13 protein-coding genes are annotated in these 16,723 nt (G+C 72.0%); 1 reads left to right on the top strand and 12 read right to left on the bottom strand.

From position 1 onward, the window contains the following. Position 1 precedes the first annotated feature (1 nt). Together DT019_RS11190 and DT019_RS11185 are read right to left on the bottom strand one after the other, a co-directional pair. Complete coding sequence (locus DT019_RS11190; protein WP_078966510.1) at positions 2-289, bottom strand: DUF3039 domain-containing protein; 288 nt, start codon at positions 287-289, stop codon at positions 2-4. 55 nt (positions 290-344) lie between these two features. Continuing rightward, on the bottom strand, positions 345-905 hold the full coding sequence (locus DT019_RS11185) for a YqgE/AlgH family protein (protein WP_114036606.1): 561 nt from the start codon (positions 903-905) through the stop codon (positions 345-347). A 309-nt stretch (positions 906-1,214) separates the two neighbouring features. Between DT019_RS11185 and murA the strand changes: the two genes are divergently transcribed. Further along, the gene (gene murA / locus DT019_RS11180) at positions 1,215-2,555 is read left to right on the top strand and encodes a UDP-N-acetylglucosamine 1-carboxyvinyltransferase (protein ID WP_114036605.1); all 1,341 of its coding nucleotides are present in this window, start codon (positions 1,215-1,217) and stop codon (positions 2,553-2,555) included. 911 nt (positions 2,556-3,466) lie between these two features. On the opposite strand, the gene DT019_RS11175 is transcribed toward murA, so the two are convergent. The 10 genes from DT019_RS11175 to DT019_RS11130 form a co-directional block, all read right to left on the bottom strand. Beyond that, positions 3,467-3,748, bottom strand: a complete 282-nt coding sequence (locus DT019_RS11175; protein ID WP_003968811.1) for an HU family DNA-binding protein — start codon at positions 3,746-3,748, stop codon at positions 3,467-3,469. A 372-nt stretch (positions 3,749-4,120) separates the two neighbouring features. Next, positions 4,121-5,554, bottom strand: a complete 1,434-nt coding sequence (locus DT019_RS11170; RefSeq protein WP_114036604.1) for an NAD-dependent malic enzyme — start codon at positions 5,552-5,554, stop codon at positions 4,121-4,123. Between the two features lie 408 nt (positions 5,555-5,962). Continuing rightward, a complete protein-coding gene (locus tag DT019_RS11165; protein ID WP_114036603.1) occupies positions 5,963-8,356 on the bottom strand; it encodes a HelD family protein in 2,394 nt (797 codons plus the stop codon). Positions 8,357-8,485: 129 nt separating this feature from the next. Continuing rightward, complete coding sequence (locus DT019_RS11160; RefSeq protein WP_114036602.1) at positions 8,486-9,247, bottom strand: anti-sigma factor family protein; 762 nt, start codon at positions 9,245-9,247, stop codon at positions 8,486-8,488. Next, positions 9,244-9,831 (bottom strand): sigma-70 family RNA polymerase sigma factor, encoded by a 588-nt coding sequence (locus DT019_RS11155; RefSeq protein ID WP_114036601.1) that lies wholly within the window; start codon positions 9,829-9,831, stop codon positions 9,244-9,246. Before DT019_RS11155 ends, DT019_RS11160 begins: the two co-directional genes overlap by 4 nt. Positions 9,832-9,942: 111 nt before the next feature. After that, complete coding sequence (locus DT019_RS11150) at positions 9,943-10,503, bottom strand: CGNR zinc finger domain-containing protein (RefSeq protein ID WP_114036600.1); 561 nt, start codon at positions 10,501-10,503, stop codon at positions 9,943-9,945. Between the two features lie 78 nt (positions 10,504-10,581). After that, positions 10,582-11,739, bottom strand: coding sequence for a uroporphyrinogen-III synthase (locus DT019_RS11145; RefSeq protein ID WP_114036599.1), 1,158 nt, complete (start codon positions 11,737-11,739; stop codon positions 10,582-10,584). Positions 11,740-11,843: 104 nt separating this feature from the next. Next, positions 11,844-13,181, bottom strand: coding sequence for a nitrate/nitrite transporter (locus DT019_RS11140; protein ID WP_114036598.1), 1,338 nt, complete (start codon positions 13,179-13,181; stop codon positions 11,844-11,846). A gap of 142 nt (positions 13,182-13,323) precedes the next feature. Next, positions 13,324-14,481, bottom strand: coding sequence for an acyltransferase family protein (locus DT019_RS11135; RefSeq protein ID WP_114036597.1), 1,158 nt, complete (start codon positions 14,479-14,481; stop codon positions 13,324-13,326). Then, positions 14,478-16,580: a bifunctional polysaccharide deacetylase/glycosyltransferase family 2 protein gene (locus tag DT019_RS11130; RefSeq protein ID WP_114036891.1), complete on the bottom strand. Its 2,103-nt coding sequence runs from the start codon at positions 16,578-16,580 to the stop codon at positions 14,478-14,480. The genes DT019_RS11135 and DT019_RS11130 overlap by 4 nt, the downstream gene beginning before the upstream one ends. Positions 16,581-16,723 lie beyond the last annotated feature (143 nt).

Genomic DNA, 16,723 nt, shown 5'->3' with positions numbered 1-16,723 from the left:
GCTACTTCTTGTCCTTGCCGCCCTTGTCCTTGTCGCCACCGGCGCCCATGGACTCGTAGATCTCCTTGCACATCGGGCAGACCGGGTACTTCTTCGGGTCGCGCCCCGGTACCCAGACCTTGCCGCAGAGCGCCACGACGGGCGTACCGTCGAGCGCGCTCGCCATGATCTTGTCCTTCTGGACGTAGTGGGCGAAGCGCTCGTGGTCGCCGTCGCCGTTCGACACCTGGGGTGTCGGCTCTACGAGGGTCCCCGTACCTGCCCCGCGCTCGGGCTCAAGAGTGCTCATAACCACCAAGGGTACTGAAGGCGACCGGATGCGGCGGAAGGGCGTCGCCACACCGTCAATTGAGCGAGGGATCGTCCGGATAGGTGGCGACCATCGCCAGCTCGCTGCGCTGGCGGCGCAGCACCGCCCGCCACAGGCTCTCGGGCTCGGGGGACGAGACGTCACCGGGCTCCGACTCGACCACGTACCAGGCGCCGTCGCTCAGCTCGTCCTCCAGCTGGCCCGGCCCCCAGCCCGCGTACCCGGCGAAGATCCGCAGCGATCCGAGGGCGGCGGCCAGCAGTTCCGGCGGCGTCTCCAGGTCGACCAGGCCGATCGCCCCGTAGACCCGCCGCCAGCCCAGCGGCCCCTCGTCACCGGGGATGACGGCGACCCCGAGGGCCGAGTCGAGGGAGACCGGGCCGCCCTGGAAGACCACGCCCGGATCGCCCGCGAGTTCCGCCCAGGACTCCAGGATGTCGCCGACGCCGACCGGCGTCGGCCGGTTCAGGACCACGCCGAGCGTGCCCTCCTCGTCGTGGTCGAGGAGCAGCACCACCGCGCGGTCGAAGTTCGGATCCGCGAGCGCGGGGGTCGCCACGAGCAGCCGCCCTGTGAGCGAGGACACCTCGGTCATGCGGACATGATCCCGCACAACGGGGCGGCGCGGGAAGAAAGACGCCGCGCGAAGAGCGTCGCCAGGGGGCGGCGGTCGGGTGACGGGAGGGCGCACGGCAGCAGTGGGGCGCACGCCACTCCACCGGCCCGCCGGGCGCGCCCTGAAGCGGCGGCCGGGGGCCGTGACGCTGTGCAGGAGTCCCTGCGCGGAGCGTGCTGTAGCGAATTCATTACGTCTCTGAACCCTCCTCGGCCTTATGGGGCAGGGGTGAAAGCCCCTTACCCTTTATCCCTGCCCCTTGCCCGACCACTCCGGAACGCGAGATTCATGACCGGCACAGACGATGTACTGCTTGTCCACGGCGGAACCCCGCTCGAGGGCGAGATCCGCGTCCGCGGCGCGAAGAACCTCGTGCCGAAGGCGATGGTCGCCGCCCTTCTCGGCAGCGGCCCGAGCAGACTGCGCAATGTGCCCGACATCCGCGACGTACGCGTCGTACGGGGCCTGCTGCAGCTGCACGGCGTCACCGTCCGTCCCGGCGACGAGCCGGGCGAGCTGATCCTCGACCCCTCCCACGTCGAGTCCGCGAACGTCGCCGACATCGACGCGCACGCGGGTTCCTCGCGGATCCCGATCCTGCTCTGCGGCCCGCTGCTGCACCGCCTGGGCCACGCCTTCATCCCGGGCCTCGGCGGCTGCGACATCGGCGGCCGGCCCATCGACTTCCACTTCGAGGTGCTGCGGCAGTTCGGCGCGACCATCGAGAAGCGCGCGGACGGCCAGTACCTGGAGGCCCCGCAGCGCCTTCGCGGCTGCAAGATCCGGCTGCCCTACCCCTCGGTCGGCGCCACCGAGCAGGTCCTGCTGACCGCCGTGCTCGCGGAGGGGGTGACCGAGCTCTCCAACGCCGCGGTCGAGCCGGAGATCGAGGACCTCATCTGCGTCCTGCAGAAGATGGGCGCGATCATCGCGATGGACACCGACCGGACCATCCGGGTCACCGGTGTCGACAAGCTCGGCGGCTACACCCACCGGGCCCTCTCGGACCGTCTGGAGGCCGCCTCCTGGGCGTCCGCCGCGCTGGCGACCGAGGGCAACATCTACGTCCGCGGCGCCCAGCAGCGCTCGATGATGACGTTCCTGAACACCTACCGGAAGGTCGGCGGCGCCTTCGAGATCGACGACGAGGGCATCCGCTTCTGGCACCCCGGCGGCTCGCTCAAGTCCATCGCCCTCGAAACGGACGTGCACCCCGGCTTCCAGACCGACTGGCAGCAGCCGCTCGTGGTCGCCCTGACCCAGGCCACCGGCCTGTCCATCGTGCACGAGACGGTGTACGAGTCCCGGCTCGGCTTCACCTCGGCGCTGAACCAGATGGGCGCGCACATCCAGCTCTACCGCGAGTGCCTGGGCGGCTCGGACTGCCGCTTCGGTCAGCGCAACTTCCTGCACTCCGCGGTCGTGAGCGGCCCCACGAAGCTCCAGGGCGCCGACCTGGTCATCCCGGACCTCCGGGGCGGCTTCTCGTACCTCATCGCGGCGCTGGCGGCCCAGGGCACGTCCCGGGTGCACGGCATCGACCTGATCAACCGGGGCTACGAGAACTTCATGGAGAAGCTGGAGAGCCTCGGGGCGAAGGTGGAACTCCCCAACGGTTCCCTGGTGTAACCCCCTGGGGCCCAGCCCCGGCCCCCTCGGTGGCCTCCGGCCGCCACCCGGTACGGCCTCCCGGCCGGTCACCACCCGCGGCCCGCGGTCGCTGCTCCACGGCCTCAGGCCGCTCGTCCTCAAACGCCGGACGGGCTGGATCCCCCAGCCCGCCCGGCTTTTTGACACCCCGACGAACTCGTTCGAGCGCTGGAGGAGCACTGGCCCGGGGGGCCGCCCGGCAGTCGAAGGGTGACAGGCGCGACATTCAGCCCCTCCGGCAGATGAGGGTGACGGGAGCGGCACCAGCCCACCCGGCGGTCGAAGGATGCGGTACGCGAAATCCCCTGCGCCGGTTGCAGGGGGAGGCGCCAAATTCAGCCCCTGCGGCGTTTGAGGAGCGGGGTCTGGGGCGGAGCCCCAGGAGTGCTGCTGGAGGGCCCCAGCGAGGGCGGCGCGGAGACGCTGGCAGGGCCACCTCGGGGAAACCCCTCGAAGGCTCGGTACGAGGCCGGAGCCGCGCAGGCCCAGGGCGGACCCTGGGGGTTGCTGAAGGGGCCCAGGCCGGAGCACCCCGGGGAGGGGCGCAGGTGCCACTGTCCCCGCAGGAGGCCTGGGGGCGGAGCCCAGGGGACACGGAAGGGGCCGGGGCCAGAGCCCCGGGGAGGGGTCCAGGGGACGCCGTCCCCGCAGGGGGCCTCAGGGCGGAGCCCAGGGGATGTGGAAGGGCCCGGGGCGCCAGCCCAGGGGATACGGCAGGGGCCCGGGGCAGAGCCCAGGGATCGCTGAAGAGGTCCGGGGCGGAGCCCAGGGGGATGCGAGGGCCCGGGGGAAGCCCGGAGATGAGGGGCCCGGGGGATGCGGAAGGGGGCCACCCTGCACGGGTGGCCCCCTTCTTGTTGCTGCTAAGCGCCTTGCAAAGCCAGGGACGCTTACTTGCCCTTGGCGGCTTCCTTGAGCTTCGAGCCCGCGGAGACCTTCACGCTGTAGCCGGCCGGGATGTTGATCGGGTCGCCGGTCTGCGGGTTACGAGCGGTACGAGCGGCACGGTGGGTGCGCTCGAAGGTCAGGAAGCCGGGGATGGTGACCTTCTCGTCGCCCTTGGCGACGATCTCGCCGACGGTCTCGGCGAGAGCGGCCAGCACGGCGTCGGCGTCCTTGCGGGTCACCTCGGCGCGGTCGGCCAGCGCGGCCACCAGCTCACTGCGGTTCATGTTCTTACTCCCGTGTTCTTCTTGCCTGTGAGGCGTGCCACGCGGCGGAAGCCGCATGTTGAGTACAGCGAAGCCGATGCTGCCAGGGCCCTCGAACAGTCCCCGGACCCGGGTCCGCTTGCACGACCTCGCGTCCTGGGGGTCCCCCCTGGACGAAGTCCTTGGGGGAGCATCCTGCCCCCACCTACGGCGGGAAAGCCAATCCGGCACCCTCCCGAGTCACACCGAGTCACACGAAAAGCGCCACTGCCTCATCAAGGTGACGCTCCGTCGACACGGTGGGGACTCCCGGGCCAGGGCCGGTGCAGGCGGGTCATGGTCCGCCACCCTAAGGGGGCGTTACTGGGCCCGCATCCCGCGACGCGCCGGAGCTCAGGCCGACGTGGGCGCCGTCACAGCGCCACCGGCGGCCTTGGCGGCGTTGCGGACGGCTCCGGCGACCGCTCCGGCCACCTTGTCGTTGAAGACCGACGGGATGATGTAGTTCGCGTTGAGCTCGTCCTCGGCGACGACGTCCGCGAGCGCGCCGGCCGCGGCCAGCATCATCTCGGTGTTGACGGTGCGGGACTGCGCGTCGAGCAGGCCGCGGAAGACGCCGGGGAAGACCAGCACGTTGTTGATCTGGTTCGGGAAGTCCGAGCGCCCGGTGGCCACAACTGCCGCGGTCTGGCGGGCGATTGCGGGGTCCACCTCGGGGTCCGGGTTCGCGAGCGCGAACACGATCGCGCCGTCGGCCATCGCGGCCACGTCGTCGCCGTTCAGGACGTTGGGGGCGGATACGCCGATGAAGACGTCGGCGCCGACCACGGCCTCCTTGAGCGTGCCGGTCAGGCCCTCGGGGTTGGTGTTGTCGGCGATCCAGCGCAGCGCGGACCCGGGGCTCGCGTCGACCAGGTCCTCGCGGCCCGAGTGGACCACGCCGTGGATGTCGGCGACGACCGCGTTCTTGACGCCGGCCGCGAGCAGCAGCTTGAGGATGGCCGTACCGGCCGCGCCGGCGCCGGACATGACGACGCGTACGTCGCCAATTCCCTTGCCCACCACGCGCAGTGCGTTGGTCAGCGAGGCCAGCACCACGATCGCGGTGCCGTGCTGGTCGTCGTGGAAGACGGGGATGTCGAGGGCCTCGCGCAGACGGGCCTCGATCTCGAAGCAGCGCGGCGCGGAGATGTCCTCCAGGTTGATGCCCGCGAAGCCCGGGGCGATCGCCTTGACGATCTCGACGATCGCGTCGGAGTCCTGGGTGTCCAGGCAGATCGGCCAGGCGTCGATGCCGGCGAAGCGCTTGAAGAGGGCCGCCTTGCCCTCCATGACGGGCAGCGCGGCCATCGGGCCGATGTTGCCGAGGCCGAGCACCGCGGAGCCGTCCGTCACAACTGCGACGGAGTTTCGCTTGATGGTGAGGCGCCGGGCGTCCTCGGGGTTCTCGGCGATCGCCATGCACACCCGGGCCACGCCCGGGGTGTAGACCATGGAGAGGTCGTCACGGTTGCGGATGGGGTGCTTGGACGCCATCTCGATCTTGCCGCCGAGGTGCATCAGGAACGTACGGTCGGAGACCTTGCCGAGGGTGACGCCCTCGATGCCGCGCAGCTTCTCGACGATCTCGTCGGCGTGCGAGGTGGAGGTGGCCGCGATGGTGACGTCGATCCGCAGCTTCTCGTGGCCGGAGGCGGTCACGTCGAGGCCGGTCACCGACCCGCCGGAGGACTCCACGGCCGTGGTGAGCTGCGAGACCGCCGTGCCGCTGGCGGGCACCTCAAGGCGGACCGTCATCGAGTACGAGACGCTGGGCGCCGTTGCCATGACCGTGTTCCTCTGCTTTCCCTAGCTTCGTTGCTAGCACCGCCCCGGCTGTGGCGTGGCGGCGCCATCCGATGGTCGCACCTACTGGCTGGTAGCCGATAATGGGCGACCCTTTTCGGAAAGTGGTTTCCACCATACGAGAAAGTGTCGCTTCGGCGGAAGCCCCGAAAGCTACAACCCGCCGCTGGAGCCGTGGCCGAGCACCAACGACAACAGGCCCACGTCATCCGAAGATGACGTGGGCCTGTCGCTCACGTTAATGACACCGACCCGCCATGCTCGCCTCGCGGCAAGTGGTCGCTCTGAGCGACTAAGGTTGGGCCCGGGGGCTTGGATCGAGCCGGTGCCACACCCAGGCTAACAAACCACCCCGCCAAGTGATCCCCGCATCGCGAGTTGACCCCGAATTTAATCGCGGAGCAGGTCCGCCACCCCGTCCGCGTCGGGCTCGTCCCGCTCCCCCGAGACGACCGTGAGCTGCTGCGTCGCCCGGGTCAACGCCACGTACAGCACCCGCAGTCCGGCCGGGGACTCGTCCGCGATCTCGGCCGGGGACACCACCACGGTGGCGTCGTACTCCAGGCCCTTGGCCTCCAGGCTGCCCAGCGCCACCACCCGGTCGCCGAGCCCCGCGAGCCAGCGCGCGGCCTGTTCGCGGCGCCGCATCGCGACCACCACGCCGACCGTTCCGTCGACCTGGTCCAGCAGCCGCGCCGCCTCCTCCCGCACGCACCGGGCGAGGTCGCCGTCGCGTACCACCGCGAACCGCGGCCGCACCCCCGTCGAGCGGACCGCGGCCGGCGACTTCATGCCCGGCATCGCCAACGCCAGCACCTTGGCGGCAAGTTCGGCGATCTCGGCGGGGTTGCGGTAGTTGACGGTCAGTTCGAAACGGCGGCGCGGGCGGCTGCCCAGCGCCTCGTCGCGGGCCTCGGCGGCCTCGTCCGGGTCGGACCAGGAGGACTGGGCGGGGTCGCCCACGACCGTCCAGGTGGCGGTGCGCCCGCGCCGGCCGACCATCCGCCACTGCATGGGCGTGAGGTCCTGCGCCTCGTCGACGATGACGTGCGCGTACTCGGTGCGCTCCTGGGCGAGCCGCTCCGCGCGCTCGCGCTGGGTCTCCTCGCGGTGCGGCATCAGCTCCTCCAGGCCGGTCAGCGCGTCCAGCGGGTCGTACTCGCGCTTCTTCTTCGGCCGGGCCGGGGCGCCGAGCAGCGTCTCCAGCTCGTCGAGCAGGGCCACGTCGTGCACCGAGAAGGCACCGTCGGCGGCGCGCGCCAGCGAACGGGCCAGGCGGCGCACCTCGCCCTGGTTCAGGACCCGGCGGGCCCAGCGGCCCAGGCGCTTCTCGTCGGCCATCGCGGCGAGCACCCCGCGCGGGGTGAGCTCCGGCCACCAGGCGGCGAGGAAGTCGACGAAGGCGTCCTCGGAGGCGATGTCGTCGTCGAAGGAGGACCGCAGTTCGGCGGCGAGCTCCGGGTCGGTGTGGCGCCCGGCGGCGCCCGACTTCGCCCACAGCGCGTCCAGGAGCAGCCTGCGGGCGCGCGGGCGCAGCAGGTTGACCGGGGCAGTGCCGCCGAGGACGGTCTGGCGGATGCGCCGCAGCTCCTCGCCCTCCAGCTCGATCCGCGCGCCGAAGGCGACCACGCGGAGCCGCTGGGCGGGCTGCTGGGCGGGCGCCTCCTCGCCGAGGGCCAGCTGCTCCCCGCCGCGCCGCCGGGAGCGTCTGGGCTGCTCCCCCGGGCCTTCCAGGGCGCCCCTGGCGGCCCGGCGCAGCACGTGCAGCATCCGCGAGGAGCCCTTGACGCGGGCGACCGCCGGATCGTCGTACTCGGTGGCCTCCGCGCCGTCCACCAGGTTGCCGACCGCGCGGATCGCGACCTGGCCCTCCTCGCCGAGCGAGGGCAGCACGCCCTCGGTGTACGCGACGAGCAGCGGGGTCGGCGAGACGATCAGGATGCCGCCCGCGTAACGGCGGCGGTCCTGGTAGAGGAGGTAGGCCGCGCGGTGCAGCGCGACCGCGGTCTTGCCGGTGCCGGGGCCGCCCTCGACGTACGTCACGGAGGCGGCGGGTGCCCGGATGACCAGGTCCTGCTCGGCCTGGATGGACGCCACGATGTCGCGCATGCTGTGGCTGCGGGCCTGGCCGAGCGCGGCCATCAGGGCGCCGTCACCGATGACGGGCAGCTCGGCGCCGTCCAGGGTCGCCTTGAGTTCGGGGCGCATCAGGTCGTCCTCGACGCCGAGCACCTTGCGGCCCTTGGAGCGGATCACCCGGCGCCGCACGACCCGGCCCGGGTCGACCGGCGTCGAGCGGTAGAACGGGGCCGCCGCGGGCGCCCGCCAGTCGATGACCAGCGGCGAGTAGTCGGCGTCCAGGACGCCGATGCGGCCGATGTGCAGGGTCTCGGCGATGTCGGCCGTGTGGTCGGGCCGCACGGCGTCCTCGGCCGGTTCGACCGAGGTGTACGCCCCGTCCGGGCCCTTCTTGCCGTCCTTGCCGAGCAGCAGGTCGATCCGGCCGAAGAGGAAGTCCTCGAACTCGTTGTTGAGCCGGTTCAGGTGGACCCCCGCCCGGAAGACCTGGGCGTCGCGTTCGGCGAGGGCGCCGGGCGTGCCGACCTGACCGCGCTTGGCGGCGTCGTTCATCAGGAACTCCGCCTCGTGGATCTTCTCCTCCAGGCGGCGGTACACCTGATCGAGATGTACCTGTTCCCCAGCGATTTCGCGTTCCCGGACCGAATCCACAGCGGATTCGGAGGTACCGGCAGCGGAATCGACAGCGGCATCCTGCGCGGCCACCGAGGCCCCCTTCTGACGTGCATTGGGCAGCCGTCAACCGTACGCGAAGGGGGACCCGATGTCAGGCCACAATTCGGTGCCGAACCGCATGTCGGGACGGTTGTCGCGTCCCGCGTCGCGTCCCGGCGCTCACGCCGGGACGTCCACGAGCGCCTTCCCGTCGGAGGTACGGACCTCGAAGTGGTCGATCTGGGCGCGGTCCAGTCCCGTGCCGCCGTGCACGTACAGCGGGTAGCGGGCGGTCTCGTGCGGGCTGTCGGGCAGGCCGTAGCCCCAGTTCGGCACCGCCCAGCTGGTCACCGTCTCCCGTTCGCCGTTCTTGCCGACCGCGATCAGGCTGCACTTCAGCGGGCCCTTGACGTTCTTCAGCTCCAGGACGGTGTGGGTGCCCCAGGCCTTGGCCTCGGTGCCGACGGTCGCGGTGACCTGGGTCTTCGGGTCGGTCGCCGACACCTTCCGGGTCATGTGGTTGAAGAAGGCGTCCTCGGCCGGGCTGGTCGGGTGCGCCTCGGCGCTCTGCTGGGTGCCGGTGTCGCCGGAGGTCGCCACCACCGCGACCGCCGGACCGCCGATGATCAGCGCGGCCGCGGCCGCCACCAGGTACGTGGTGCGCCGCCGGCGCCGGGCGCGCTGGGCCGCGACCTCGTTGATCAGGGTGGTGGTCATGCCGGGCGGGGCCGGCCGCAGCGGCTGGGCGGCGGGGCCGGGGAACTCCTTGAGGGTGGCCAGCATCGGCGCCATGCCCGCCAGGCCGTCGAGTTCGGCGGCGCACAGCTCGCAGCCCGCGAGGTGTTCCTCGAAGGCGGTGGCCTCGGCGTCGTCCAGGATGCCGAGCGCGTACGCGCCGACCGCCTCGTGCGGCGAGTCCTCCGCGTGGTCGCCTGTCGTCATGTCGTCACCCCCCGTTCCTCCAGTGCCAGTTTCATGGAGCGCAGGGCGTAGAAGACCCGGGACCGCACGGTCCCGCTGGGTACGCCGAGCGCCTGGGCCGCCTCGTTGACCGTACGTCCCTTGAAGTACGTCTCGATGAGCGCCTCCCGGTGGGCCGGGGTGAGGTCGTCGAGCGCATCGGAGAGGGTCATCAGCCACAACGCCTTGTCGATCTCGTCCTCCGCGGGCATGACCTCCAGCGGCGACGGATCGACCTCCTGCGGCCGGGCCTGCCGGCTGCGGTGGCCGTCGATGACGATGCGGCGCGCGACCGTCACCAGCCAGGGGCGGACCGAACCGGTGGCCCTGTTGAGCTGACCGGCGTTCTTCCAGGCACGGATGAGCGTCTCCTGCACCACGTCCTCGGCCCGCTGGCGGTCGCCGGCGACGAGGCGCATGACGTACCCGAGCAGCGGCCCCGCGTGCTCGCGGTACAGCGCCCGCATCAGTTCCTCGTCGGGCACGGAGCGGTGCCGGGCCCCGCGCGGACGGTCATCGGCCACGGCGGCATCCTTGCGCAACCGGCACCTCCAGGTCGAGACCATCCCGGCGCGCGGCTGCGAGCCGGTTCGTCTCTCCATACGGGCGGTTGTCGGGATCCATTCAAACGCCGGGCGACTTTCTTCGCGCGGCGGTCGTCCCGGGGGCCCCGGAGGTCACAGGGCGGCGACGCGGCGCCGGTGCCGGGCCACCCGCTCGCGGTTGCCGCACACCTCGCTGGAGCACCAGCGGCGCCGGCGTCCGCGCGAGGTGTCGAGGTAGAGCAGCCGGCAGTTGTCGCCCTCGCACTGGCGCAGGCGGGCCCTGGCCTCGGGGTCGGTGAGCAGGTCGACGGCGTCCCGGGCGACGGCGGCGAGCAGCGCGCCGCAGTCCGGGGCGCGGCTCAGGGTGCGCACGAGCCCGCCGTCGGCGCTCCGGATCGCCCGTACCCCCGGGGGCGGGGCGGCCGCGAGGGCGTTGACCCGGTCGAGGGCGGCGGGCGCCCCGCCGGGGGCCCCGCCCAGCTCGGCCTGGATCAACTGGCCGATGCAGCGGCGCAGTTCGACGAATCGCCGGGGCCAGTCGGCGTCGAGTCCGGCGAGCGGGGTGCCGCGCGGGACCAGGCCCACGCCCAGCAGCCACTGGCCCACCTGTGCGGCGGTGTCGAGCTGTTCACTCTCGTACGCCCCGGTCGCCACCAGATCCAGACAGATCCGCCCGGAGTCGAACCGCAACATGCGCCTGTCACCGCCTAGGGGTTACCGGTGAGTGCTTCCCCCCAGAGTGCCCGCCCGCGGCCGCCCCCGGAACCCCTCCTACCGGCCGTCCGCGTACTTCGCGTCGGCGGCCGGATCGAGCGCGAGGCGGTAGCCGCGCTTGACCACCGTCTGGATGATCCGGGGCGCGCCAAGTGCCGTGCGCAGGCGGGCCATCGCCGTCTCCACGGCGTGTTCGTCGGTGCCCGAGCCCGGCAGCGCCCGGAGCAGTTCGGCGCGCGGCACCACCCAGCCGGGGCGGCGGGCGAGAGTGCGCAGCAGGGCCATGCCCGCGGGCGGCACGGGGCGCAGTTCGCCGTCCACGAGCACGGCCTGGCCGCGGATCTCCACGCGTCGGCCGGCCAGCGGCAACGACCGTGCGCGGGAGGGGAGTTCGGTGCACAGGAGCTGGACGAGCGGGCCCAGGCGGAAGCGCTCGGGGGCGAGGGTGGTCACCCCGCGAGCCTGGAGCGGCAGCGCGGTGACCGGTCCGACACAGGCGGGCAGCACGTCGTGGTGGAGGGCGAGCAGCAGCTCGGCGAGCATGCCGCGCTCCTCGGCCCGGCCGAGCAGGGAGGCCGCGGCCGGGGCGCTGGTGAAGGTGAGCGCGTCCAGGCCGTGCGAGACGGTGGCGTCCAGGAGCCGGTCGAGCGGGGCCGGATCCCGCGGCGGCAGCCAGCGGTACACGGGCACGCCGACGACCTCGGCGCCGCCCGCGCGCAGCGCCTCGACGAAGCCGGGCAGCGGTTCGCCGTGCAGCTGGATCGCGATGCGCCGGCCCGCCACGCCCTCGGCGAGCAGCCGCTCCAGGACCTCGGCCATCGACTCGGACGAGGGCGACCACCGCTCGGTGAGCCCGGCGGCCCGGACCGCGCCCTTGACCTTGGGGCCGCGGGCGAGGAGCTCGACGCCCTTGAGGGTGGCGAGGAGAGCATCCCCTATCCCCCATCCGTCGGCGGCCTCGACCCAGCCGCGGAACCCGATGGCGGTGGTGGCCACCACCGTGTCGGGCGTCTTGGCGATCAACTCCTGGGTGGCGGCGAGGAGTTCGCTGTCGTCGGCGAGCGGGACGATCCGCAGTGCGGGCGCGTGCAGCACCGCGGCCCCGCGGCGGGTGAGCAGCGCCGCGAGCTCGTCGGCCCGGCGGGCCGCGGTGACCCCGACGGTGAATCCGCTGAGGGGTCCGTGCGGTGCGACCGCTTCTGGTTCTGCGGACATGACTCTCCAGGTGGTGCGGTGGCGTCCGAGCGTGCCAACGGGGCGTGACGCCCGGGGTTCACCGTGGTTTCCCGGGTGTTACGTCCCGGCCCCGCCGGCCAGGATCACACCTTCGCCCAGGCGGGCTCGGGCGCGGTGGAGGCGGCCGCTCGCGCGGGTCGGCGCACGTATACCGCCCAGGTCACCGCGGAGCACACCGCGTAACAGGCCAGGAAGGCGACGAAGGCGGCGGTGCCGCTGCCCGCGGCCCGGAAGGACTGGCGGAAGGCGAGGTTGATGGCGAGTCCGCCGAGCGCGCCGACCGCCCCGACCAGGCCCATGGCGGCCCCGGAGAGGCGCCGCCCGTAGGCCGCCGCCTCCTCGCCCCGCAGCCCGCGGGCGAGCGCCCTGGTCTGGAAGATCGCGGGGATCATCTTGTAGGTGGAGCCGTTGCCGAGGCCGCTGAGCGCGAACAGGGCGATGAACCCGGCGAGGAAGACGGGCAGCGACGCGTCCACCGAGGCGTACAGGACGACGCCGGTCGCCGCCGCCATCGCGGCGAAGTTGCCCAGGGTGATGCGGGCGCCGCCGAAACGGTCGGCGAGCCGGCCGCCGACCGGCCGGACCAGCGAGCCGAGCAGCGGCCCGATGAAGGTGAGCGAGGCGGCCTGGAGCGGACTCCGCCCGAACTGGGTCTGCAGGACGAGGCCGAAGGCGAAGCTGTAGCCGATGAAGGAGCCGAAGGTGCCGACGTACAGGAGAGCCATGATCCAGGTGTGCGCCTCGCGCAGCGCCTCGCGGACCGCGCCCTTGTCGTTGCGCACCGGCGCCAGGTTGTCCATGCCCAGGGCCGCGCACAGCCCGGCCAGGGCGACGAGCGGCAGGTAGACGGCGAGCACGACGCGCGGGTGGCCCGCGCCCGCGGTCGCGATGACGAGCAGCCCGACGAGCTGCACCACCGGTACGCCGATGTTGCCGCCGCCCGCGTTGAGCCCCAGCGCCCAGCCCTTCTCGCGGAGCGGGAAGAAGGCGTTGATGTTGGTCATCGAGGAAGCGAAGTTGCCCCCGCCGACCCCGGCGACGGCCGCGATTAGGAGGAAGGTGGTGTACGAGGTGCCCGGCTCCATGGCGAACCAGGCGGCCGCCGCCGGGACCAGCAGGAGCAGCGAGCTGACGACGCTCCAGTTGCGGCCGCCGAAGCGGGCGACGGCGAAGGTGTACGGGACGCGGACCAGGGCGCCGACGAGGGTCGCCACCGAGATCAGGAAGAACTTGCCCGCCGGGTCCACCCCGTAGGCCGGGCCCATGAAGAGCACCATCACCGACCACAGGCTCCAGATGGAGAACCCGACGTGTTCGCAGAACACGGACAGGAAGAGGTTGCGGCGGGCGACGCTCCTGCCCGTCTCGCGCCAGAAGGTGTCGTCCTCCGGCTCCCACCGCTCGATCCAACGGCCTGCCATGTCGCCTCCACGGTCGCGTCGCTTGTCGTGCCGGCGACCGTAGGGAGGGCGGGTTTCGGTCGCGTGCCGCCGGATGACCGGGGTGCAACCTTGTCTTCACCGGATCCGGGCGGCGGCGGTGAGGCGCCGCCGCCCGGTCGCCTCAGGCGGGCCAGAGCCGGGGCCGGCGCTTGGCCGCCACGTCCTCGACCCAGCCGAAGCACAGCACGCACAGGCCGATCAGCACCCAGGTCACGGCGAGGACCGGCCAGGAGCTGTTGAGGAACTTGGCCGCGCCGGCCAGTGCGTCGATGCTCCACAGGTCGTCCCAGACCGTGGCGGCGGCCAGGATGCACAGGTTGTGCCACAGGTAGACCGTCACGGCCCGCGAGTTGAGCAGTGTGATCAGCCGGTCCCATCGCCTCAGCGGGGCCGGCCAGACCTGCCACGAGGGGCTGATGTGCAGCAGCAGGAGGACGGCGCCGAGCGACCACAGGGTCTGTGCGAGCGGGATCGAGTCGAGCTCGGTGCTGCCCGTGATCGAGTATCCGCCGCGCACCGCCCACCAGTAGCCGAGGGCCATCACGATGGGGGCGAGCGAGGGCACCAGGTAGGCGGGCAACTTCCGCAGTACGCCCGCCTGGTGGGCCATGCCGAGGATCCAGCAGGCGCCGAAGGTGGCGAAGTCGGTGAGCGCGGAGTCGACGCGGGTGGGCAGCCCGAGGTCCACGGCGTCCATCAGCGCGGCGATCGCCACCGGAGCGAGGATCGTCAGCCACGGCAGGCGCCGCATGAGCACCCGGAACAGCGGCGAGAGCAGCACGAACCACAGGTAGGCGCGCAGGTACCAGAGCGGCTCGGCGAGGTTGGCGCCCCAGTTCTCGCCCAGGACGTGGTGGATGCCGGGCAGGCCCGCCCCGTACGGCGGGTCGCTGAGCGGGACCACCCAGAACAGCAGGTGCCCCCACCACCAGGCGGGGTGCCCGTCGGAGTCGGGGCCCCAGCCCTGGGCGAGCATGCCGGTGATGCCGACCGCGCCGAGCAGCCACATCGGCGGGAGCAGCCGGCGCAGGCGGCCGCGCACCACCTGGACGGCGGGCCGCTTCAGGGAGCGCGCCATCAGGTTCCCGGCGAGCGCGAACATCACGCCCATGGACGGGAAGGCGAGCGGCAGCCAGGCCCAGCCCATCAGGTGGTAGAGCACCACCCGGAACAGGGCGAGGGCACGCAGGAAGTCGAAGTACCGGTCGCGCGCGGGCGGCCGGGGCGCCGGGGCGGCGGGATCGGCCACCGCCCCGGGCGCCTGCGCGTACGAGGTCATCCGACGGCCTTTCGCGCGGCCGGGTTGCCCGGCGCCTCGACCACGCCGGTGCGGCGCAGCTTCTGCCAGCGCAGCCGGCCTCCGGTCACCGCGGTGATCCAGGACTGGAGCAGCACGACGTACATCAACTGCCGGTACAGGACCTGCTGGAGCGGCAGCGAGAGCAGGTGGGTCAGGCGTTCCTTGTCGAGCCGGAAGGCGTAGGCCGCGCAGATCGCCTGGATCATCAGCACGACGAGCCAGGCCACGATGGTCTGCTCGGTCTTGCCGAAGACGATCCCGTACAGCAGGAAGATGTCGATGAGCGGGGCGAGGAGGGGCGCCACCACCATGAACAGGGCGACCAGCGGCAGGCCGAAGCGGCCGAAGCGGCCCGAGGGGCCGCGGTCCTTGACGGCGCCGCGGTGCTTCCAGATCGCCTGCATCGTGCCGTACGACCAGCGGTAGCGCTGTGACCACAGCTGCTGGACGGACTCGGGGGCCTCGGTCCAGGCGCGGGCGTTCTCGCTGTAGACCACCTTCCAGCCGTCGCGGTGGATGGCCATGGTGATGTCGGTGTCCTCGGCGAGGGTGTCCTCGCTCATGCCGCCGACCCGCTCCAGGGCCTGGCGCCGGAAGGCGCCGACCGCGCCCGGGATGGTGGGCATGATGCCGAGCAGGTCGTACATGCGGCGGTCGAGGTTGAAGCCCATCACGTACTCGATGTGCTGCCAGGCGCCGATGAGCGAGTCCCGGTTGCCGACCTTGGCGTTGCCCGCGACGGCGCCGACGCGCAGGTTGCCGAAGGGCTGGACCAGTTCGCGGACGGTGGACGGCTCGAAGACGGTGTCGCCGTCCATCATCACGACGAGCTCGTAACGAGCGTGCGCGATGCCGTTGTTGAGGGCGGCGGGCTTGCCCGCGTTCTCCTGGCGCACCACGCGCACGTTGGGGTAGCCGAGCGCCTCGACGATGTCGGCGGTGCCGTCGCTCGAACCGTCGTCGATCACGATCACTTCGATCGGATGGTCGCTCGCCATGAGCGAACGAACGGTGTTGGCGATGCATTCGCGCTCGTTGTAGGCGGGCACGAGCACCGAGACCGGTTCGGTGACCGGCGGCCCCCACTGGAAGTCCTTCCTGCGGACCTTGCGGGCGTGCGCGAAGGAGAGCAGCAGCATCAGGCCGAACCGGGTGAACACCAGCACGCCGACGATCGCGAGGCCCACGACGAGGAAGTCGGTGGTGTGCTCGGCGACCTGGACGGCGCCCACGAACGCCTCGCCCTTCCACAGGTCCATGCCGCTGACCGGGGTCAGCGCGCTGGGCGCGCCGAGCGCGGTGGTGAGGTTGACGAAGGTGTAGCCCGACCCCTGCATGTCCGGCAGGAACTTGTCGAGCGCGGCCACGGTCTGCGAGCGGTCGCCGCCGAAGTCGTGCATCAGGACGATGGCGCCCTTGTTGTCCTCCGGGGTGGCGTTGTGGATGATCTTCTTGACCCCGGGCCGCTGCCAGTCCTCGCTGTCGGTGGAGTCGAGCGCAACGACATAGCCCTTGCTGCCGACGTACTGGACGACCGGCCAGGTGTCGTTGTCCATGGCGTCGGCGAACGAGGAGTACGGCGGCCGGAACAGCGAGCTGTGCACGCCCGCGGCGCCCGCGAGCGCGAGCTGGTTCTCGGAGAGCTCCCGGTCGATCCGCGACTTCGACTGGTAGGAGAGGTCGGGGTGGTTGAAGGTGTGCAGCCCCACCTCGTGGCCCTCGGCGACCATGCGCTTGATGAGGTCGGGGTAGCGCGAGGCGTTGGTTCCGGTGACGAAGAAGACGGCGTGCGCGTGGTACTTCTTCAGCTCGTCCAGGACCTTCGGCGTCCAGGTGGGGTCCGGGCCGTCGTCGAAGGTGATGACGATCTTGTGGTCCGGTATCTGGAGGCTGACCGGCTTTCCGGGGGCGCGCGCGTCGATGACCGGGCCGCCGTCGATGATCTTCTCGGGCACCTTGTCGGTGGGCGCGGGGTCGCGGACGCGGTGGTCCGCGGAGATCTCGCTGTGCACGTAGCCGCGCAGCATCAGCATCGCGACGAGCGCGACGAGCAGCAGCAGCGGCAGCAGGTAGCGCATGGGCAGCCGCTTGCGCCGCGCCGGCCGCGGCTTGGCCTTGGTGGTTCTCATGGCAGGTGTCGTTACGCCTTCGGGCCGGTACGCCGGGGTCGCCGTACGGGGTTGGTGCTCAGGAGGTGAGGGGTGCTGAGGCGGGACTCAGG

Origin of the sequence: Streptomyces sp. SDr-06, assembly GCF_003324565.1 — a bacterium.
Lineage (GTDB): Bacteria > Actinomycetota > Actinomycetes > Streptomycetales > Streptomycetaceae > Streptomyces.
Note: the sequence above shows the minus strand (reverse complement) of the source record. Positions and strands in the feature narration are given on the sequence as shown.